This window comes from Sporosarcina siberiensis, from assembly GCF_042681925.1.
Taxonomy (GTDB): Bacteria; Bacillota; Bacilli; order Bacillales_A; family Planococcaceae; genus Sporosarcina; species Sporosarcina siberiensis.
In genome coordinates this window covers 1-20,933 of the sequence record NZ_JBHUGI010000009.1, presented here as the reverse complement: position 1 = coordinate 20,933, position 20,933 = coordinate 1, and the positions used below count along the sequence as shown (strand labels likewise).

Annotated in this window: 22 protein-coding genes and 1 riboswitch; of the genes, 4 read left to right on the top strand and 18 right to left on the bottom strand. The window is 35.3% G+C overall.

What is annotated here, in order from left to right; translation table 11 throughout:
* Positions 1-387: 387 nt before the first annotated feature.
* The 12 genes from ACFSFY_RS05380 to ACFSFY_RS05325 form a co-directional block, all read right to left on the bottom strand.
* The gene (locus ACFSFY_RS05380) at positions 388-801 is read right to left on the bottom strand and encodes a nucleotidyltransferase domain-containing protein (protein ID WP_381536156.1); all 414 of its coding nucleotides are present in this window, start codon (positions 799-801) and stop codon (positions 388-390) included.
* An 82-nt stretch (positions 802-883) separates the two neighbouring features.
* On the bottom strand, positions 884-1,273 hold the full coding sequence (locus tag ACFSFY_RS05375; RefSeq protein WP_381536155.1) for an NUDIX hydrolase: 390 nt from the start codon (positions 1,271-1,273) through the stop codon (positions 884-886).
* 98 nt (positions 1,274-1,371) lie between these two features.
* Complete coding sequence (locus ACFSFY_RS05370; protein WP_381536154.1) at positions 1,372-2,187, bottom strand: hypothetical protein; 816 nt, start codon at positions 2,185-2,187, stop codon at positions 1,372-1,374.
* The gene (locus tag ACFSFY_RS05365) at positions 2,180-2,719 is read right to left on the bottom strand and encodes an RNA polymerase sigma factor (protein ID WP_381536153.1); all 540 of its coding nucleotides are present in this window, start codon (positions 2,717-2,719) and stop codon (positions 2,180-2,182) included. The genes ACFSFY_RS05370 and ACFSFY_RS05365 overlap by 8 nt, the downstream gene beginning before the upstream one ends.
* Before the next feature lie 282 nt (positions 2,720-3,001).
* On the bottom strand, positions 3,002-3,439 hold the full coding sequence (locus tag ACFSFY_RS05360; protein ID WP_381536152.1) for a hypothetical protein: 438 nt from the start codon (positions 3,437-3,439) through the stop codon (positions 3,002-3,004).
* Between the two features lie 40 nt (positions 3,440-3,479).
* Positions 3,480-3,887, bottom strand: a complete 408-nt coding sequence (locus ACFSFY_RS05355; protein ID WP_381536151.1) for a hypothetical protein — start codon at positions 3,885-3,887, stop codon at positions 3,480-3,482.
* 83 nt (positions 3,888-3,970) lie between these two features.
* Positions 3,971-4,708: a hypothetical protein gene (locus ACFSFY_RS05350; RefSeq protein WP_381536150.1), complete on the bottom strand. Its 738-nt coding sequence runs from the start codon at positions 4,706-4,708 to the stop codon at positions 3,971-3,973.
* Between the two features lie 656 nt (positions 4,709-5,364).
* Positions 5,365-5,910, bottom strand: coding sequence for a GNAT family N-acetyltransferase (locus tag ACFSFY_RS05345; protein ID WP_381536149.1), 546 nt, complete (start codon positions 5,908-5,910; stop codon positions 5,365-5,367).
* 142 nt (positions 5,911-6,052) lie between these two features.
* On the bottom strand, positions 6,053-6,514 hold the full coding sequence (locus ACFSFY_RS05340) for a DUF2691 family protein (protein ID WP_381536148.1): 462 nt from the start codon (positions 6,512-6,514) through the stop codon (positions 6,053-6,055).
* A gap of 371 nt (positions 6,515-6,885) precedes the next feature.
* Entirely contained in the window at positions 6,886-7,371 is a 486-nt protein-coding gene (locus tag ACFSFY_RS05335) for a GNAT family N-acetyltransferase (RefSeq protein WP_381536147.1), read from the bottom strand.
* Positions 7,372-7,485: 114 nt separating this feature from the next.
* On the bottom strand, positions 7,486-8,526 hold the full coding sequence (locus tag ACFSFY_RS05330; protein WP_381536146.1) for a threonine aldolase family protein: 1,041 nt from the start codon (positions 8,524-8,526) through the stop codon (positions 7,486-7,488).
* A 331-nt stretch (positions 8,527-8,857) separates the two neighbouring features.
* Complete coding sequence (locus tag ACFSFY_RS05325) at positions 8,858-9,604, bottom strand: FixH family protein (protein ID WP_381536145.1); 747 nt, start codon at positions 9,602-9,604, stop codon at positions 8,858-8,860.
* A 167-nt stretch (positions 9,605-9,771) separates the two neighbouring features.
* On the opposite strand from ACFSFY_RS05325, the gene ACFSFY_RS05320 reads away from it, so the two are divergent.
* Genes ACFSFY_RS05320 through ACFSFY_RS05310 form a run of 3 tightly spaced genes read left to right on the top strand, consistent with a single transcriptional unit; the run spans position 9,772 to position 12,440 of the window.
* A complete protein-coding gene (locus tag ACFSFY_RS05320; RefSeq protein WP_381536144.1) occupies positions 9,772-10,446 on the top strand; it encodes a response regulator transcription factor in 675 nt (224 codons plus the stop codon).
* A 1-nt stretch (position 10,447) separates the two neighbouring features.
* Positions 10,448-11,884, top strand: coding sequence for a sensor histidine kinase (locus ACFSFY_RS05315; RefSeq protein ID WP_381536143.1), 1,437 nt, complete (start codon positions 10,448-10,450; stop codon positions 11,882-11,884).
* Positions 11,871-12,440, top strand: coding sequence for an SCO family protein (locus tag ACFSFY_RS05310; RefSeq protein ID WP_381536142.1), 570 nt, complete (start codon positions 11,871-11,873; stop codon positions 12,438-12,440). The genes ACFSFY_RS05315 and ACFSFY_RS05310 overlap by 14 nt, the downstream gene beginning before the upstream one ends.
* A 44-nt stretch (positions 12,441-12,484) precedes the next feature.
* Here ACFSFY_RS05310 and ACFSFY_RS05305 read toward each other — a convergent pair whose 3' ends face one another.
* The 6 genes from ACFSFY_RS05305 to mtnK all read right to left on the bottom strand — a co-directional run bounded on the left by ACFSFY_RS05305 (position 12,485) and on the right by mtnK (position 19,272).
* Positions 12,485-13,264, bottom strand: a complete 780-nt coding sequence (locus ACFSFY_RS05305) for a DUF2935 domain-containing protein (protein WP_381536141.1) — start codon at positions 13,262-13,264, stop codon at positions 12,485-12,487.
* 112 nt (positions 13,265-13,376) lie between these two features.
* A complete protein-coding gene (locus ACFSFY_RS05300) occupies positions 13,377-14,369 on the bottom strand; it encodes an ABC transporter permease (protein WP_381536140.1) in 993 nt (330 codons plus the stop codon).
* Positions 14,338-15,855, bottom strand: coding sequence for a sugar ABC transporter ATP-binding protein (locus ACFSFY_RS05295; protein ID WP_381536157.1), 1,518 nt, complete (start codon positions 15,853-15,855; stop codon positions 14,338-14,340). The genes ACFSFY_RS05300 and ACFSFY_RS05295 overlap by 32 nt, the downstream gene beginning before the upstream one ends.
* Positions 15,856-15,932: 77 nt before the next feature.
* Positions 15,933-17,018: a sugar ABC transporter substrate-binding protein gene (locus ACFSFY_RS05290; RefSeq protein WP_381536139.1), complete on the bottom strand. Its 1,086-nt coding sequence runs from the start codon at positions 17,016-17,018 to the stop codon at positions 15,933-15,935.
* A gap of 20 nt (positions 17,019-17,038) precedes the next feature.
* Positions 17,039-18,076, bottom strand: coding sequence for an S-methyl-5-thioribose-1-phosphate isomerase (mtnA, locus tag ACFSFY_RS05285; RefSeq protein ID WP_381536138.1), 1,038 nt, complete (start codon positions 18,074-18,076; stop codon positions 17,039-17,041).
* The gene (mtnK, locus tag ACFSFY_RS05280; protein ID WP_381536137.1) at positions 18,073-19,272 is read right to left on the bottom strand and encodes an S-methyl-5-thioribose kinase; all 1,200 of its coding nucleotides are present in this window, start codon (positions 19,270-19,272) and stop codon (positions 18,073-18,075) included. Before mtnK ends, mtnA begins: the two co-directional genes overlap by 4 nt.
* 69 nt (positions 19,273-19,341) lie before the next feature.
* Positions 19,342-19,511, bottom strand: a riboswitch (SAM riboswitch).
* A gap of 198 nt (positions 19,512-19,709) precedes the next feature.
* Between mtnK and ACFSFY_RS05275 the strand changes: the two genes are divergently transcribed.
* Positions 19,710-20,327 carry a methylthioribulose 1-phosphate dehydratase gene (locus ACFSFY_RS05275; protein WP_381536136.1) on the top strand — a complete coding sequence of 206 codons (618 nt, stop codon included), beginning with the start codon at positions 19,710-19,712 and terminating at the stop codon, positions 20,325-20,327.
* The last annotated feature ends 606 nt before the right edge of the window (positions 20,328-20,933 follow it).

Below are 20,933 nucleotides of genomic sequence, written 5' to 3'. Positions count from 1 at the left end.
TAGGGAAGGCCTCTTTTCTAGGATTGGTTGTGGTGACTTAATTCTACCAAGAAAAGGTCTTCCTTTTTGTATTTATTCATTTACACAAGATATTTTACACTCTCAACCACTAAGTAACAGACTGCTTTTTCTTTAATTTCTTCTTATAAAAGTAATACCAAAGTATAAAAATTCCCCACGGTATAAAATTAAAAACTGGAATCTTGGTGAATTTCAAAATTAGAAGTTGTGCAATCAGAGCCGGTATCATAATAATCAACCACATTCTAACTACCTTGTTATTAAGGCTAAGTTCAAATCGGTCACTCACATTTACCACCCCTCTAATTATAAAAAAGCATTAAACCTGAAGATGATCGTTAGATATTCTATAAATATTAAACTCGATTAATTTAAAAAATTTACTACACTTGAAAATGTTTCATCCTTTTCAACTAAGACTTTAAAGCCTTTTGTAACAACACTTTTTGTTCTTTCGTCAAGTGGTTCTATTACCCACTTGTCTGTCACAACTCCATATTCTACCTCTAATTCATTATCATAAATAATTCTTAAGAATGTAACAATACCCCACTCTTCCTGTGTAACGCTCTTAATGGTGCCGTTTTCAAATTCATTTTGGAGTGTAATTACTGTTAGGTCTTTGTTTGTTGAAATAATGGTTAAATCTACGTCTGATTTGGAATGGAAATCACCTCGTGCAAACGAACCCAATATTCCAACACCGTTAATATGGTCTTGTTTATTAGACCACTCTTTGAATTTAATAAAAAATTCATTCGCTTTCTCATTAAGATTCATTAATAATCCTCCTTTAAAATATGACTTTATCCCGTAATTTGGCCCTATTCGGGCAAAATACATCTTCAACAACTGCCCCCCGTTACTTGTATAAAGATTGTACTTTTTCGGCAACTTCCTTTGGTTTAACATTAATGGAGTGAAGGTCATCTATATTCACCCACTCAGGAATATAAACCCCTTTATTTTCATTCGAAAATTCTTCACCTTGTCCCGTACCAAAGACTCCACCAACAATATCTCCCAAAAAGAAAAATTGTTTTCCATCAAAATCAATTTCAGCAATACAATCTTTCACTTCAATTTCAACTCCCAATTCTTCTAATGCTTCTCTTTTTGTTGCCTCCTCGGGAGTTTCGCCCAATTCAATACCTCCACCTGGAAAGACGTAATAAGTCACGCCATTTTTAATTCTTTTTATTAATGCGACTGTTTTATTTTCAATAAGAACTGCTGAACCTCTACCTTTCATTGTAAGCCTCACTTTCTATCAATAAATTGGCCCGATCGTAATACGATCCTTATTCATTTAACGCACCCGTTTAGTGAACAGGGGCTATGTTATAATTCTCATTTGAATACATCAAAAATCTTAATTTCACCATCTTCATACTGACAAATAGCGATTTGCAGATCTTTCATATTCCAGTCTAGGGAGCGTAGATAGATAAACGAATTACCCAATTCTACAATTTTGTCACCCGTAAGATATTGTAAATCGAAATATTTATCGTATTGCTCGTTGTAACCAGGTGTCTCGATATTTATAGGACTATACAAGCTTGATGGCTGTTGTGTTGTTTTTTTAATTACTTTCGTACTAATACTATATTGATGAGTATATATATATTCATTAAACATATCATCATTTCCAATAAAGATTGTTGTACCATCATGCGATACAGATGCCAACATCATTGTAATGCCATATAACTTAATTTGCTCATATGATATTCGATTCGTAACTATTGAATCTTGCATATTATATACGACTACTCCAAATGTACCCTGCATAACCGCTATTTTGTTATCGGCATATAAAAGTCTGGGCATTTCAGAACCAATATTCATTTGTTCAATGTCAGACATGTCTACCGCTAATTTTTCACCCTCGTGTAAAGTGAAATTTTCATTACCAGAACCTTCTATAGCAAGCTCGTTGTCTATACCCACAATTGGACCTTTTAGAAAAGACAAGCTTAATATGAGAAATATAGTCGCACCAGAAGCCAAAACTGTCCAATAAAACGGATTAAACTTTCTTGATTTATGATAACCCTGTTGAATTCTTAGATGAATCCTTTCGCTTTCTTCACCCGTAAATTCAACATTTTCATCCAAATAACTTTTCACTTTATCTGATATCTTCTTATCAAAGTTATTCAAGTTTACTACCCCTTTCAAGTTTACTTTGAAGAGTTACTTTTCCGCGTAACAGTCTTGATTTAACCGTATTTATACTAATATTTAGGACGTCACTTATTTCCCTCATATTCATTTCCTGATAGTAATAAAGAATTAGAACTTCTTTGTATTTTCCTGAAAGACTAGCAATTTGTTCTATAACTTCACTGGAATGCTGTTGCTTAAAATACACATTTTCGGACGATTGACTTGTATTCGATGGATAGATTTCTGGTTTATAAATTAGATTCTTAATGCTCAATCGCTTACGATGATCTTTACATTTATTGATTGTGATTCGAATAAGCCAAGTCTTATAACTAGCTTCATGCCGAAACCTGGATAAATTTTCATAACATGTTATAAAGACTTCCTGAATAATATCTTCACATTCAACTTGATCGTTTACATACAGATAAGCAATCCGTTTTAACTCTGATCCATATTTCAGCATTAACTGATCCAAGAGGACATCTTTAGTAATTTCTAGTTCATTACTATCGTTAATTAACACCGCTCTCCCCCCCTTCAAAAGATTAGACGATTCTAAAGATGGCATTGACCCGTTCTTTTATCGTAACTTGACTAGTTTACTGATGACAAAAAAACGCCATGTTAATTTCTTTTCGAAAAGAATTTAACATGGCCGTTTAATTAGATTCTAGCAATTATTTTACTCGGTGTTTTGCTATTGTTTAGTGTAAAAAAAATTACGAGTATTGCAATCCTCGTAGGCAAGAAGGACACACACCTTGTTCCTTAATAGCACCCGTTCGTTCAATAACTATTTTCCACCTTAAAGTTTTTTTCCAGTAATTATTTTATATAAAATTTCTGAGTCCTTTATTGGCAGTTTTATATATTTTGCCTGATCCTTAGCAATTATCTCTAATCTATCTCCATTTGGAGTCACCCATATAGCATAGTTAATCAAACCCAAGCTAAAACGATATTCAGGAGGAAATGCCATTTCCACCTCAATATTCTCTTCCCATTCAGCGTTTTCAATTATCTCTGCAACAGTCTCTATTTCATCAGGTTTAACAACTTCCTTTGTACTTTTATACCCTTCACCTTCGCGTTCTTCAACTGTAAACGGTTTCATTTCAATATGTTCAGTTTGTAGAGTCTCTGCTAGTATTTCTTTTGGTGCTTTGATTCTTTCTTCTTGATTACAGCCAGCTAATGCAAAACACAATACGATAAATAATGTGAAAGTAACTATCCTTTTCATACATAACCCCCGTTAATGAAGAAGTTCATAAAACTAAATACTACTTTTCAAAAATGTCTCCTACTAAAACTTTATATAGATATGTAGAATCTTGTTTTGTTAATTTCGCATATCTATCATTATCGGTTACAATTTCAAGATTCCCGCCATTTGGAATTATCCAGAATGAATAAGAAGCGATTTTTGCATTTTTATCGTTTTTAAATGGAAATTGAAATTCAAAGTCATGAAACTCTGTCATTTCCACCTTGTTATTTTCCCAATCAGCATTATCCAATATTTCCTTCACCTTTTTTACCTGTTTACCTTGGGTAACCTCTCTATAATCCTCAAAGACATTTTCGTCACCAATACGTTTTTGAATAGTTATTTTTTGTGTTTTTAATGTACAACCTAAGACAAGAACAATAATAGCAACAAATAGAATAATCAACTTTCCCTTTATCAATATATCACCCCTGATTACTTCACAATTTGGCCCGATTTAAGCACAAACCTTATGCGACAACTGCACCCGAATGTTGAAAGAAATCAAGATGAACTTCCCAAAATATATTCCCGAGCAAGCTGCAGCATCTTCTCTTGCATTTCTTCATCATTCTTTTCCCTGTCAATTAGATAGCCGATGTGGTAAATGCTTCCGTTGTAATAAGCGTAAAACTCGTTTGCAGAAGTACCAACGACTGCTATCTTTTTATCGACTTCATCATAATTGTAATACCTATACAGCAACGCCCCATTTGTTGTGATGACTTGCTGGTAGATTGACAAGTCTCCAGTCAGGCTTTCCTTCTTTAATTTGTTCCCCACAGAATCTACTTGGTCCGAAATGTCATGACCTTCCAGTGGATTTCGATTGCTTTCCGTTACTGAAATGATAAAAAACTCATCTGTGTTGCCATACTGGTTATTACCAAGATAACTTACTTGGACTTGGCTTATTCCTTTTCCTTCTTTGCTATTAGAAGTGACAAAATAAACTTTCTCCTCATTGACCTTAAAAGGCAACCTATCAAGATTGACTGGATGTATATCTTTTTTAATTTCATCAGGCAAGGAGGTTGACTGCACTTCATTCATCGAAAGTGGTTTGTAGAATTTAATGTTTTTCCTTTCGCCCAGCCCATCATATGCATGAAAGTACTCACTAAACGTTAGATTATCGCCTTTTACTTTCTCCAAGTTCAATTGATTAACAGAACAACCGACCAGGAGAGAACTTATAAAAATAATAGAGAATACTTTTTTTAATAATATTTTCGTTAGCATGATGGCCTTCCTTTCCCTAAACATTTTATCCATCTAAAGGCCCGGATTGCTATATAGACGCAATCGCTTATAAAGCAATCGCCCCCGATTATTTAGTTATACATATAATTCCTAAATATAGTGAATACTACTTTTGAGGTGAAATTAATGAAATTGAAATTATTTCTAGCTATGACTACCTTTACGGTATTTACGATATTTCAGCCATTTATAAATCAAGAAAGTTCTAATACACCACCAAACCCGAAATAAAAAGTATAAATACAGACTATCCAAAAGAAGGTATCTGGGTACAGATTCCAAGAGGAACGAAGGAAATAACATTTTATGTTGAATCGAAAAATACAGAAACCATATTATTTTGGTTGATACCAACAGGAACACAAACCTGGACTGAAAGAACACTTATTGGATATGACACTCGGAAAAATCAAACCGATAATAAGTTTTCTATAAGTTGGAACATAGATAAGCCATTCCTAAATGACCATTTATATATTCAAGCAATAGGCGAAGAATTAATGGATCAGGATGAAATCAATTTATATATGCAGTAAATCCTAGATGTTTTTTTACAATCTGGCCCGTTTAAAGCACAAGTCTTATTCCGTTAACGCACCCAGATTGAGGAACAAAATATAGTAACTTTTCGAAAACTATCTGTTTTCTTTTGCAAATTCCTCTTTTAATAATCCGTAGTATGTTAAGTCGTAAAATTGTCCAAACCGAGCTACGTGTTGTTTTAACGTACCTTCGTATTTTAGTCCGACTTTCTCCATTATTCTCCACGAACCTGGATTAGAAGTAAATGATGCTGCAAAAATTCTATTTAGTTTAATATGATTAAAACCATATTCCAATACCGCTTTAGTGGCTTCAGTGCCATAGCCTCTTCCCCAATATTGTTTTCCAATCCAATACGCTAATTCACCTCGCTTATATGGACCCGCCAAATTCAAGTTTATTAGACCGATAAGAAGTTGTGATTCCTGTTCCGTTATAGCAAACATTATGATTTTGTTATTTTTTTCTGCAGTAAGCATACTTTCAATAAATTGTATTGCAGAACCCTTAGGATAAGGGTGTGGGATGTTTAAAGTTGATTTAGCTACATCATAATCCCCAGCCAATTCTTCAATTCTCCCAGAATCATCGGAAGTAAAAGGTCTTAATAATAATCTTTTCGTTTCTAACGTATTCATGACACATCTCCCTTCTTACAATTGCACTATCTCCAATGCAACAATTTGGCCCGATTGATTGATATGTCCACTATCACTTATTAAGTAATCTGCACATTTAACCTAATAAGGTGTTTAATTTACACTAAAGGTATCCTTGTATTTAAAAAGCTATTAATGTTGTACGTTCGTCATTATCATCTGTAATATATTCAACTTTCTTGTACTTAGCTGCTACTGCTTGATCGTAAAGACTTTGAATAGTGGATTTGCTTTTCGAGTAGATTGTAACATACGATGAATCCACGGTCAGGAGGACAAACTGACAATCACTATCTAAAAAGTCTTCGTAAGTCTCAATTTCCAATTCGGATTCTACTTTCATATATGTTTTTAAATCAGCAAATATTAAGTAATATTCATTTTCCGAAATTAGTTTAAGAAGCTCCTTACCAGTTAGACTAGTTATAGTGCCAAATAGGTCTTTACCAAGCGCACCATCTTCAATGATATATGCTTCACCACCGCCAATCTGCCAATCCCATCTTGATACGTCAACATCTTTTAAGATATCGAATAACTGTTTACCGTATTTATTTGGAATTTCAAAGGAAACTCCTCGCATTGTATCGCCCCTTTTCTTCCTATAGAATAATGCACAACCCTTATTCTGTATTTGCAGCAATCTGAAGGATTCTATTGCATAAATTTTTCTCGAAATCACCAAAACTATTTAGATTTTGCAATCCTTTTTCTGAATAGATCTCTTACAGATACCCAAAAGAGATATAGCGAGATGATAAGAAAAATGAGTGCAAATAACTTAGAAATCATAATGTCTCTTCTCAAGAATTCACTAAGAGAAATCCATATAGCCAAAACGGATAAAACTAAAGCAATACCATTTTTTTTAGACATAATCCTGATGTCTCCTAACTTTGTCAATTGAACTGACAGGCTCATTATCTGAACCGATAAAGCGATGTGGTTGCACTATTACACTGTCAAACACATTCGAACTGTTTTCAGAATATGACCGTCAAAATTATCATCGTATTCTTTAATCGTCTTAAATCCTTTTGCTTCATAAAAGGTTTTTCCTATAATGTTTTCTTTTTCAACATCAATATGAATTTCTTTAATATTTTCTAATTCCCCAATCCCTTTTTGTAGTAAAGCAGTGCCTATCCCCTTTCCTTGACTGTTTGGATAAAGATAGATTGCACTTAACTCAGATTGTCTTTCATCGTTTACTGGCGTGAAACTAGCAAATCCTACAATTTTGTTTTCCATTTCTGCTACAAAAATGAACGAACCTACTAATCGTTTTGCCATCATTTCATCGCTGTACGCAGCTTTCAAAAACTTTTCCTGCACACTATATGGTATTATCCCTTCATAAGTTGCATTCCAACTCTTCTTGGCCACATCTTGGACCTGCTTAATGTCTTCTTTTATCATTGTACGAATAATAAAACTCACTTTTATTATCCCCCCTATTTTTAATGATTTGGCTCGATTTCAAAAGGTGATTTTATAACACCATCCTACATTTCTTCTTAATTATTTAGATTAGTAAACTAGATATATCTTTCTTCAGATATCCAATGCAGTAATATCCTCTACCAGCATTTCAACATGTTCTTTTTTTGTTGCCCAACTTGTACAAAACCTGACAACACTGTGCGTATCATCAACCTTTTCCCAAAAAGAATTTGTGTACTTCTTGTTTAATTCCATAATCACATCGTCCGGCAAAATGGGGAATTGCTGATTTGACATAGAATCGTATCGTAAAGAAAATCCTTTTTCAACAAATGCATCGCGAATCATAATTGACATTTCAACAGCATGTTTAGAAATTTCATAGTATAAGCCATCTTCAAATAAGGTTTCAAACTGAATCCCCAAAAGTCTTCCTTTAGCCAGTAATCCTCCCTTTTGTTTGATCATATATCGAAAATCCTTTTTCAGGTCATCGTTTACGATAACTACTGCTTCCCCAAACAGTGCACCAATTTTCGTTCCCCCTATATAAAACACATCACATAGCTTCGCAATATCTGCCAAAGATAAATCGTTACCTATTGAAGCCAAACCATACCCTAACCTAGCGCCATCCATCATCAATGGCAAATTACATTCCCGACAAACGTTACTTAGTTCTTCCAATTCGGCTTTGCTATAAGTCGTTCCATTTTCTGTAGGGTTAGAAATGTAAACCAAACCCGGCTGTACCGTATGTTCATGGGCATCATCATTCCAATGAGCGTCGTTTAGTTCTTTCACCTGTGCTGCTTGAATTTTTCCATCATCACTTGGTAAAGTAAGTACTTTATGACCCGTGGCCTCAATTGCTCCAGTTTCATGTCCTTCGATATGACCGGTAATTGCAGAAATCACACCTTGATACGGACGTAAAATGGAAGCAATAATCGTTGTATTTGTTTGTGTTCCTCCTACTAAAAAGTGTACATCAGCATTCTCGGCGTCACACTCACTTCGAATGTAAGCTCTCGCATTCTTGCAGTGTTCGTCCGTTCCATATCCAGGTGTTTGCTCTTCATTGGTTTCTATTAATCGTTTTAGAATTTGCTTATGAGTTCCTTCTGTATAATCATTTTCAAATCGTATCATTCGATTTTCTCTCCAAACTCTCCAGCCTCTTCTGAATGAACAGAATAGAAGCATGGATTTCTTTTATTTTTTTGTGATGCTCTCTGCCACTAACCTGCTCCAATAATTTAAATACATAACTTCAGAATCCATCAAAATCATTAACAGAGATATTCATTTCTATGTATGTGTGTACATCTCAATCTCTTACACTAATTATATCAAAGCTCACCAAAGAAATTCTTAATAATGAAACTTCTTTATAATTATTTGGTTTTATTAAGTTTAATAAATGAAAAAAAGCACCGCTAAATGCGATGCTGATCGGGTCATTATTGTACTGATTATAGTGCTATTCTCCAACTACTATTTCATATTCTTCATGCTCATGTAAACCATCCTTATCTTCAACGTGAATTTGAACATGGAAGGATTCAGTACTCTCAAAGGCATACTTAGCTGTATATTCCCCAGGCACTAACTCTTCCGTGTCAACCCATGTGTGATTATCTGGAGTGTTGTCTGTCCATATTTCATAACGAACTCTTGCCTTTTCAAATGGATGACCATCCATCTGCAAATGCACCATCAGTTCAATTACGTCGTTTAATTTAACGTTTTCAGGTTGCACAAAATGCATTGAAAAACCATCTGTAGTGCCCTGATCAGTATGTTCTTCCTCAGCTTCAGCATTCTCTACAGCACCTTCACCAACAGTGACAACTGCTTTAGGCATCATATGCATATCACGTGCAGTGACGTGGACTTGAACATTGAAAACACCATCATGATCAAACGATGTTTCTGCACTGTACAATCCGTTTTTCTCATTCGTAGATTCAATCATTTCACTTTCTGACTTCTTTCCTTCTTCCCACACTTCATACGTCACTTCGTACGCATCCTCTACTTTTTCATCGCCTTGTGTAACGATTGCTTCCATAATAACTGCTTCATTCACAGCAACCTCTTCAGTAACTGATAAATCTACAGCAATTGGAACGGGTACTCCGGTATCTTCTATTACCTCATTCTTATTACAAGCCGTTAGGATAATTAGTGTACATAAAAATAAAGATAGTCCAACAAACTTTTTCATTTCAATTCCTCCATATCTCAATTGTTTTAATGTTTACTCTAGTATTAGTATAATTATATGTAATGATTGCGAAACTTTTATGAAGTCTTCTCTACTAAATCATATTTCACAGCAATTTCTTAAATATAAGCGATAATAGGACATACAAGAAGAAATGAGGTCATTCCATGAATTCCTATACAATAATGATTATAGATGATGAAAGTCAAATGCGCGACTTAGTTAAAACATTTTTGGAAGCCGACGGTTATACTACCATCGAAGCAAATGATGGTTTGAATGCCTTGAATATACTTACTAAAACAACACCAGACCTATTAATTGTTGATGTAATGATGCCTTTTATGGATGGATTTACTTTTGCTAAAGAGGTGAAAGGTAAATATAATATTCCGATCATCTTTCTTTCAGCAAAAGGAGAGGAATGGGATAAAGTAAAAGGTCTTAAGCTCGGTGGGGACGATTACATTGTAAAACCATTTCTTCCAGCCGAATTATTGGCTCGAGTTGAATCCGTTTTAAGAAGGGCAAACCAACATACACAACAATTAGATTTGATTGAAATAGGTCCACTTATAATCGACCAACAATCGCATCGTGCTACAGCGGATGGTGTAACTTTAACATTAACGCTAAAGGAATTTGGTTTACTCGAACTGCTGGCGAAGAATAGCGGTCGGGTTTTTACTAGAGAACAATTATTGGATCTTATTTGGACCGAGAACCCTAATAGTAGTGAACGTACGGTAGATACACATATTAAGACATTAAGGCTTAAATTAGGTCAATATGGTAAACTCATTGAAACCATTTGGGGTGTTGGCTACAGATTCGAGGTATAAGATGAAGAAATTAAATTTAACTTTAAGTAAAAAAGTAATTCTTCTTTTAGTATCCACAATTGGGTTTACAATCCTTTTTTCATTCTTTTTTATCCATTATTTATATTCGGTATTGTATTTATCCAATATGAAAGAGTCCATTATCTATCAAGGTCAACGAACCGCATCTCATTACCACTATGGTGAGTTAAGCGATGAAATCATTGAAAAAATACAGTGGTATAATATTGTCTCGGAATTCGAAATCATTGTTGTTGATAAATTGGAGGATCTTTCATCTTACTTTCCTTATAAAGTGAATTATGAAACGCTAGTCGATGCAGAAGCTCGACAGGATTTAGAAAACGGAAAGTATATCATCAAAGAGGGATTTGTTGAAGAGCTTGACCTGAAGATTTTAGGCGCGATTTTTCCTATAAAGGGCGATAACGGGCTCATTGGATTCATTTATATCTATGTTCCTCTTGCTGCTATTCAGGATGTTTTTAAAGACAGCATTCCTATTTTACTAATTGTTGGAGTTATCTTTTTCTTTATACTATTTTTCATTACAAACAAACTTTCTAAATCCCTCTTTAGACCACTTAAAGACCTTCAACAACATTCTTATGAAGTTTCAGAAGGTAATTATTCCAGTAGGCTCACAACAAATCGAAACGATGAGATTGGGCAATTAACTAAAGCTTTCAATAAAATGAGCTTGTCTTTAGAAGAACAAGAGGTTCGGAAAAAAGAGTTCACATCCAATATAGTTCATGAACTAAGAACACCTTTAACGTATATTGGTGGGTATACACAAGTTTTGAAACAAAAGATCTATACTTCACCTGAAGAAGCGGAAAGTTATTTAACAACTATTGAAAAAGAAACGGTTCGACTGAACAAACTTATTAATGATCTTGTTCAACTAAATCACTTGCAAGAAGACTTTTATATGATGGACAAACAACCAATTGCTATTGCCCAACTTCTATATGATACATTAGATCTTTTCACGATATTAATCGCTGAAAAAAGTCTGAAACTCACTTTAAATATTGAAGAGGAATCTATTGTAATCGGAGACCCACAAAGGATTCAACAGGTGTTTTACAACATCTTAGACAATGCGATAAAGTATACTGCACATAACGAGACGATATGGGTTAAACTAGAATCTACAGAGAATATGATTCAATTTGAAGTAATAAATCACGGTTTACCAATCAACACTGAAGATCTTGAACGAATTGGTGAACGTTTTTTCAGAACAGATAAAGCCCGCAATCGAACAACTGGCGGTTACGGATTAGGAATTTCAATTGTAAAAGAAATTGTTCGATTACACGGTGGTACTTTTCTAATGAATAGCGATTTGAGTAACGGAACGAAAGTATCGATTCGTTTACCTATGTTAGTAACTGAAATAGAAAAAGAGGTGCAAAATGAGAAGCCATAAAGGATTTTTACTAGCTTTCGTTTGCTTCTTATTGCTTTCGGCTTGTAGTCGTCAAGAACAAACCTTGAAAAAGATTGAACCTTTCACATTTACCAATCAAGATGGACAAGCTTTCGGATCAGCAGATTTAATGGATAAAGTGTGGATTGCTGATTTCATTTTCACAAAATGTGAGTCGGTTTGTCCTCCAATGACTATAGAAATGGCGAACTTACAAGAACAATTTAATAAGGACGGCATTGACATCGAATTCGTTTCGTTTACAGTAGATCCAACAATCGATTCACCCGATGTACTTAAAGAATATGTGCAACAATTCACTGAAGATGAATCGAATTGGAATATGGTCTCCGGTTATTCACAAAATGAAATCGAAGTATTTGCACGTGAACAATTCCAAACGGTCATTCAAAAACCAAAAACATCCACTCAAGTGATTCATTCTACAAACTTCTTTTTAGTTAATAAAAACGGTGCTGTTGTAAAGGAATACAATTACGTTGACGAAACATACGTCAAATCATTAACTAAAGACATCTTAAAATTGAATAAATAAAAAAGATGTTTCCATTTTTATGGAGACATCTTTTCTTTATCTAATTAATTAACAACTTGGTCTTCAAGGTTTTTCCATAAGTGATGGGCTTCCCTAGCGATATGCTCCAATAAGTTTGGCGGAGCAGTTGTCACCGCCGCACAATTCTTTATCAACACACTTAACTCGAGTTTAAAAGCTTCTAAAGCTTTAGCCTCTTTAATAATCATTTGGTTAAATGTATTTAATACCGGAGAAACCTCTCCACGTGGGCGACGTATTATTGTTTTTAGAGAATTTGCTTGTAGAAAGTAATTCTCGAATTTCTTCGTCATCGCTCTCACTTCATCATGAAGCTGATAATTTGAAGCATCCACATAATGACTTATAAAAATTAAATGATCCAACATTTGTCTTAACCAAAAGTTGCTTTCATGAATCGTTGCATCTGATGGTGAAATATAAGTACCTGTTTCTACTAATTTGAAAACTTTTTCAGCCTCTTCAGCTTCACGAATCATGTGATCCAAAAGTGAAACCGGCGTTGATATAATCACTTCACATTTTAAAGATTTATCCATTGTATGAAGAAGCAATTCACGAAACTCTCGAGTGGAACTTTTCGCTTCATCCAATAAGAGCCCAATATCTACAGTTTTCTTTTCTGCACGGTTAAAAATTTTCCCCATTCGCTGAACCATTTCGTGATTCGTACGAGCCAATTCTAGCTCATGATGACTAATTTCACGATCAAAGAACTCACCATGCTCAAAATTATTACGCACCCAAAAGTCAATTATTCCATAGGTATCCCGCTCGTAATTATCTGTGTATGGCAATACCACACCTCTTTCTTATTTGTACGTCCAACACATGTTATGTCTCACCCATTATGATTATGCCAAACGACCTTGCCTAATAAGTTAAGAAGAAATTATGAACGTTGGAAACTAATTATTATCCTGCTGAAAACCGGTTTTTCGCATGAACATACGTTACTGCTAGGGCAGATACAAGCACAGCTCCCTTAATAATATCAAATGCATAATAAGGTAGATTAAGAATCGTTAAGCCATTCAGTAATATACCGATAACGGCTGCACCAAAAAATGTACCGATGGCATTCGGTTTACCAGCACCTAAAACGGAGTAACCAACAAAGACAGCTGCCACTGCTTCCATTAACAGTGGTGCGCCCGCATCGATTTGTCCTGAACCAACACGTGCTGTGAATAAGATTCCCGCCATTGATGCAAAAACACCGGAAATAACATAGGCGGAAAACTTAACTTTTTTAACGTTAACACCTGACAATGTAGCTGCTTCTGCATTCCCACCTGTCATGTAGAGCACGCGGCCCCAACGTGTATGATTCAATACTAAATAGGTTAGGAAAACCATCACGAGCATTATCCAAACTGGAACAGGTAAACCGAGCATTTTCCCTTGTCCAATCCATAGAAATGCTTGCGATAACTCGCCAGGTGCAGTCCCTCCCGAAACAAGAGGCATGTTATTGTAAATCGAATAGCCCTCTGTATATGTCCGGTGTAAGCCGGCAACGATATACATCGTACTAAGTGTAGCCAGTAAATCTGGGATACCAATCACAACTATTAAAAGCGTGTTAAACATACCAACAAGAACGCCTACTAAAATAGGTAGTATAAGCACAAGCCACAATGGCAAGTCATACCAAACCATTAAAGAAGCCGTAATGACTGTCGATAAGGACATCGTCGACCCTACGGATAAATCAAATCCATTGACGACCAAAGTAAAAGTAACACCCAAAGCAAGAAGCGTCACTATAGAAATCGATCGTAAAATATCCGAAAAATTATTATACGTTAGAAAAGCATCACTAATAAAACTAAAATAAATAATAATAGCAATCATTAAAACAATTGTTCCATATTTAAATAGAATGTTTATACTTTTGTCTTTCATTTTGTTCCTCCGTTCCGCCGCTTGCGTAGAGCAATATTTTCTCTTCTGTTGCATCTTCATGTGAAAATTCCTTTACAATCCGCCCATCATACATAACGAGAATCCGATCAGAAATCCCTATTATTTCATGTACCTCACATGAAAAATAAAGGCATCCATTTCCTTTTTCAGAAATCTCACGAATAAGTTTAAAAATATCCACTTTGGCACCGATATCGACACCCTTTGTCGGTTCATCAAACAAATAAATTTTAGAATCCAAAGACATCCATTTCCCAATTGCAACTTTTTGCTGATTTCCACCACTTAAATGTACAAGCGGTGTATCCACACTACCCGTCTTAATTTGAAGGCTTTTAACAATACTCTTTGCAAACTCTTTCTCCGCACGTTTATTCATAAAAAAACGATGTGAAAATTTACGCAAGTTGGGGAATGTTGCATTTGTTTGTAAAGATTCATGAACAAAAAGGCCTTCTTTTCTACGTTCCTCAGGAATTAGTGCCATTCCAGCTTTAATGGCATCTGAAGGGTGTTTGGCTTGGACCCGTTTACCATCTAAATAAATACTTCCTTTATTGAATTGATTGTATCCAAAAAGAGTTTTTGCGAGTTCTGTTTTTCCTGCGCCTACTAAACCAACTACACCAACGATTTCACCTTTCGAAACTGTAAAACTAATATCATGCAATTTGTTATTATCTGAGAGACCATTTACTTCTAACAATATTTCAGACGTAGATTTATGTATTTTTGTTAACTCATTCCTAAACGTTTCACCGAGCATTGATTCAATAACTTGATTTTCCGTAGTTTCAGTCGTTTTAAACGTTTGAGTAGTTGCTCCTTCTCTCATCACTGTTATTCGATCACTTATTTCAAATACTTCGGGTAATCTATGTGAGATGTAAATGCAGCCAACATTGTTGTTCTTCAGATCATTTATAACCGAGAAAAGACGTGTAGATTCTTGTACGGATAACGGAGCAGTCGGTTCATCAAAAATAATTAATTTTGCGGAATGAACGAGTGCACGTGCTATTAATATCAATTGTTTTTCTGCAAGAGTGAGCATAAAAGCAGGTTGCTGAACAGAGATATTCCCCGCCTTTAATTGTTGCAATGCTTTAGATGCCTCTGCATAGAGTTTTTTATTAGAAATAAATATGTTTCCTGGTTTTGAAAATGTATCCAACATAATGTTTTCCGCTACGGACAGTTCAGGAACAATTGCAGTGTCCACTTCCTGATACACACAGTAAATGCCTAGTTCCTTTGCTTGTTTAGGTGAACGTAAATTCACAGTTTTTCCATTAAGTATGATTTCTCCATCATCTTGTTGATAAACACCTGAAAGAATTTTCATTAAAGTACTTTTACCTGCACCGTTTGCTCCTAGTAATGCATGTACTTCTCCTCTTTCAAGTACAAATTCTCCCTTAGTCAGGGCGGTCACTTTACCAAATTGTTTTTGAATGCCACTCATTGAGAGTAAAGTTTCCACAGAAAAACCTCCCTATTTGATAAATAAGCTGCCCCTTTTTATAAGGACAGCTTCATTTCTTACTTCAAGCTTTCTTCTAATTCTTTTAGTGCTTTTGAATACCCTTGATCGCTCGCTCCCCAACCATCAATAAATTCATGAAGTTCGTTAGTTGTTACTTTGTTTTCTGGTAGTTTTGCAGCATCCACGAAAATTGGTTCTAACACAATATGTTCTTCTGGTTTTTCACCATTTATTTTTTGGTATGCGTAACGCACTTGAATCCGACCGATATCTGTAGGATCTACCGCAGCAGATGCAGCCCATGGACTGTTCTCATTTTGAATCATTTGCAAATCTTCGTCACTCATATCAATGCTGTATACTTTTATATCCGTACGGCCAGATTGCTCTATTGCACGAACTGCACCTTTCGCGAATTCATCCCAAGCCGCCCAAACTGCAGTGATATCACCCTCATTTGGATACTGCTTTAGAATTACTTCCATTTGTGCTTGAGTATCTAGTGCTGTATTAGCCGTTGCTGCACCAAATGCGGCAATCTCTTTAATGCCAGGGTTTTCTTTCAAGAAATCAGCATATGCGACTTGCCTTCTTTCCATTGGAGCAAAACCGGCTACCCAGATTTTCACAATGTTTCCTTCACCATTCGCATCTTCTTTTAATTTTTCTAAAGTCATTTCAGCCATTTGCTGGTCACCTTGCTCTAAAACAACAACACCTTCAACCTCAACTCCAGCATCAAATGCTACAACAGAAATTCCTTTTTCAATCGCTTTTTCAACACCTTGATTTAACGCTTCCTTTGTTCCGTGATCAATTAGAATTGCATCTACACCTTGATTGATTGCAGCATCTAGGTTAGAAGCCATTTTAGCCAAGTCGCCTTCAGAAGCAAATACCGTAACAGTTCCACCAAAAGCGGCAACTTGTTCTTTTACTCCCTCAATATATTGGGCAGAAAAAGTTCCAAGATTTTGCTGCATAATTAGTGCGACTTTCTTATTTGCTAATGGGTTTTCAGATTCCTCAGCATTTTTCACCGGTGTTGCCTCAGCGCTGCCTTCGCCTTTAGGTTGACATGCTGTCAGTAATACTCCTATTAATAGTGTTGCAAATAATAACAATGCTGATTGTTTTTTCATGTTTTTTTCTCCTCTATACTTTAGTTGCCAAAAAGGCGTTGAATGGTATCTACATAATTTTGATCGATAATTCCTTTTTCGGTAATGATAGCCGTAATATATTTAGCAGGTGTTACATCGAAAGCTGGATTAAATACTTTCGTATTGGGTGGAGTAATTCGCTGTTCCCCAATAATAGTAATTTCATCAGCATTTCTCTCTTCAATAATTATTTCTTCGCCACTATTTATTGTTAAATCGAATGTAGAGGAAGGAGCAGCTACGTAAAATGGTATATCAAAGGCTTTCGCTAAAATCGCCAAATTCATCGTTCCGATTTTATTTGCGGTATCTCCATTCGCAGCTATTCGGTCAGCACCGACAATAATTGCTTCAATTCCTTTGGAATGAATCGTATGAGCGGCCATACTGTCGGTAATTAACGTTACATCTACACCGGATTGTTGAAGTTCCCAAACAGTTAATCTTGCACCTTGAAAGACAGGTCGAGTTTCACAAGCGTACACCTCAAAATGCTTCCCTCGTTCGCTTCCTAAATGAAATAGAGCAAGTGCGGTACCATATTTTGCTGTCGCAATGGATCCTGCGTTACAAATCGTCATTACTTTAGTTTTATCATTCAACAACGTTAAAGCGTATTCTCCAATACTTTTACAGAATTCCTCGTCCTCTTCATGAATGTTGATTGCTTCCTGAATTAGTACAGATTTCGCTTTGGTTACACTTTCAATATTTTGAACAGAAGACATCAGTCGGTTTAAGGCCCACTTTAAATTGACTGCTGTAGGGCGCGAACCAATCAAATAAACGTAATCCTTTTGGAGTTCTTGAAGAAAGTCATTTATAGTGTTTGCATTATATTTTTGTGCTGCATTCGCCAGTCCATAGGCTCCAGCTATACTAATTGCTGGTGCACCACGTACTTTCAGTTTAACAATTGCATCATAAACATCTTCAATGGTTTCCAAAGTCAAATACTCAATTTCAATGGGTAATTTACGCTGATCCAAAATAATAAGCTTATTTTTCTCCCATAGGATTGACGTTGGAATGCTCATTCTACTGCACCTCGTACTAGGTTCGTTACGCTATGAATCGATCCGAACTTAAGCCGGTTCAAAATTAGTAGCTCACCAATTTCCAAAGCTTGTTTTTTTATTTTAATTCGTTTTTCACTATCTTGAATGCTTTCTAAATCTTTTACTTGTGCTAATCCAATAACTCTTCGGATAATTTCGCAACCGGCAAAACCAAGTGTGTCACTGAGTACTTCTCTTAGCACTTCGACTTCGTAGTCTTCAATATATGAATAGTTATCAACTGAATCCTTTTTCCAAAGTTCCGAAAAGGTTGTAGTAAAAGCCAACCAAGTTTGCTCTATTTGTAGGGTGAGCAGTTCCCTTTGTTCACGCTCTCTAGTAAGTACTTGCATTATTAAGTTCGCAATAAATTGACCTATATCAAAACCGATGGGTCCATAAAATGCAAATTCTGGATCAAAGACCTTTGTTTCTTTTTGACTCACAAAAATGCTTCCTGTATGTAAGTCGCCATGCAATAGTGCATCGGCTTTCGTTAAAAAGGTACGCTTCAGTTTCGCTACTTCTAATTTCGTTTTTTTATTGGCCCATAACGCCTCAACAATTGATTGCAATTCTGGCTCAATATTATTCGTTTCACTATCAAAGAACGGATCTGTAAAAACAAGATCTTCCGTGATTTTACATAATTCAGGATTTGAAAACTGTACAACTAGCTTTTTCTTATCAAATGGATGTAAGGCGAAATCTGATGTGTAAAATAAAGTTTTTGCTAGATATTCACCAATATCTGCTGCTAATTTCGGATAATTTTCTCCATTTATAAGACCTTCACGCGCAACAGTTAAATGGGAAAGATCTTCTAGTATTGTAATTGCAAGACTCGTATCGGTACCCAATACTTTTGGAACAATCTTCGGTACATATTTTCCGTGTTCTTTAAGTGCTTCGGCTTCAATTTTAGCTCGCTTTAGTGTGAGCGGCCAACTTTCTCCAACTACTTTTGCATAAGGCAATGCCTGTTTAATAATAATACTTTCATCTGTATTTATATCCGTAATTCTAAATACATAATTTAAGTTGCCGTCTCCTATTTCTGTACACGACAATTCTGAATGCTCCGAGAACAATTGATAGTCTATCGCCAATTGAATTGCCTTCTCTACATTTAGCTCTTCATATTTTTTTCCCACTACTTTTACCACTCTCTTCATCCCCCTTTAATGCAAAATAAATAGCCTTCTCTAAAACATAGAGAGGCTAAAGAATTAAAAATTCCCTGCCTCTCATCTTTCAGAAATCATACTAAATAAGTATGTTCTGATGGAATTAGCACCGTGCCTTAAAGGATGAATCATCCAGGCGCAAAGTATGCGCCCCGTTTCACAACGGTATTACGGTCGGTTGCTGGGCGTCATTGGGCCAATCTCCCTCTGCCTGCTCTTGATAAGAGTGCTGCAATTTAATTTGCTATTCTATTTGTACTGTATCTTAGCACTATTCTAAAAGAAGTGTCAATGATTTTATTGAAATAATGAATTATTGACAAATATATTGATAAGTGAAACAATCAACTTTAGAAAAACAATATAGAGATATACACTATAATATTCAAAACCGATTATGACTTTTAATGAAAAGAGGATTATATATGAGTACTTATTTGGCTGAATGGAATGACTTAGCGGATGTCAAAGATGAATTGGCAGCTCGTGATTGGTTTATGGGTACTAGCGGAAACCTTGCAATTAAAGTGCAAGATTCCCCACTTCAATTTTTAGTTACCGCAAGTGGTAGGGATAAAAATAAGCGAACAAGCGAGGACTTTTTACTTGTAGATCATTTAGGTAATCCAGTGGAAGAAACATCACTAAAACCCTCTGCAGAAACATTACTTCACTGTGCTATTTTTAACAAAACATCGGCGAGATGTTGTTTGCATGTGCATACTGTAGCAAATAACGTAGTTTCAGAATTGTATGGTGATCAAGAAATGATTGTCTTTAAAGGGCAGGAACTTATTAAGGCTTTTGGATTATGGGAGGAAGATGCCGTTCTTCGCATACCAATCATTCACAACTTCGCATATATTCCGCAGCTAGCTATAGAATTCGAAAAACATATACATAGCGATAGTGGTGCGGTACTCATTCGAAATCACGGAATTACGGTTTGGGGAAATGATAGTTTTGAGGCGAAAAAGTTGCTAGAAGCTTCTGAATTTTTATTTCAATATCAGCTAATGATTCAACAAGTAAAATCATACTAATCCTTTAAAAACAGAAAAAGCAGTTCTAGATTTTTCAATAACCCGTTCAGATCGCTTATTCAAATACCAAATAAAGTACAACAAAGACCATTAATTCACATTTGAATTAATGGTCTCTTATATCCATATATTTGAAACAGCCATTAGCTTAAAGCATCTACAATCTTAAAGTCATCTTACTACTGGGAACTTCTATAGTGAAACTTTCCTTAGAAGAAATCGCTTTTTCATAAATTCATCCGTTTCTTAATTATCTTGAACGATTCTGTAACAGATTTTGCTCACTAATTGGTACCATTACTACAATAAAAACTTTAGGTATTTCCTGATATTTTACCGAAATGTGTCTCATCCCCATTATTATAAGGTTTTACTACATCATAATCTTCTTCTAAGTTAATTTTATAGAAGACCTCATTTTGTAATGAAAGATTTGAGTAATCAGATGTTTCATTACTTTTATATAATAAGTTTAATGTTCCATCTTCTTCTTCGACTTCAAATGGGAGTGTCAATATTTATGTGTAAATGACAATCCAACCTTTTCATTGTGAATATCACTTATTTCTTTTTTATAGCTTATGAATAGAGCTTATTTGCTCTAGA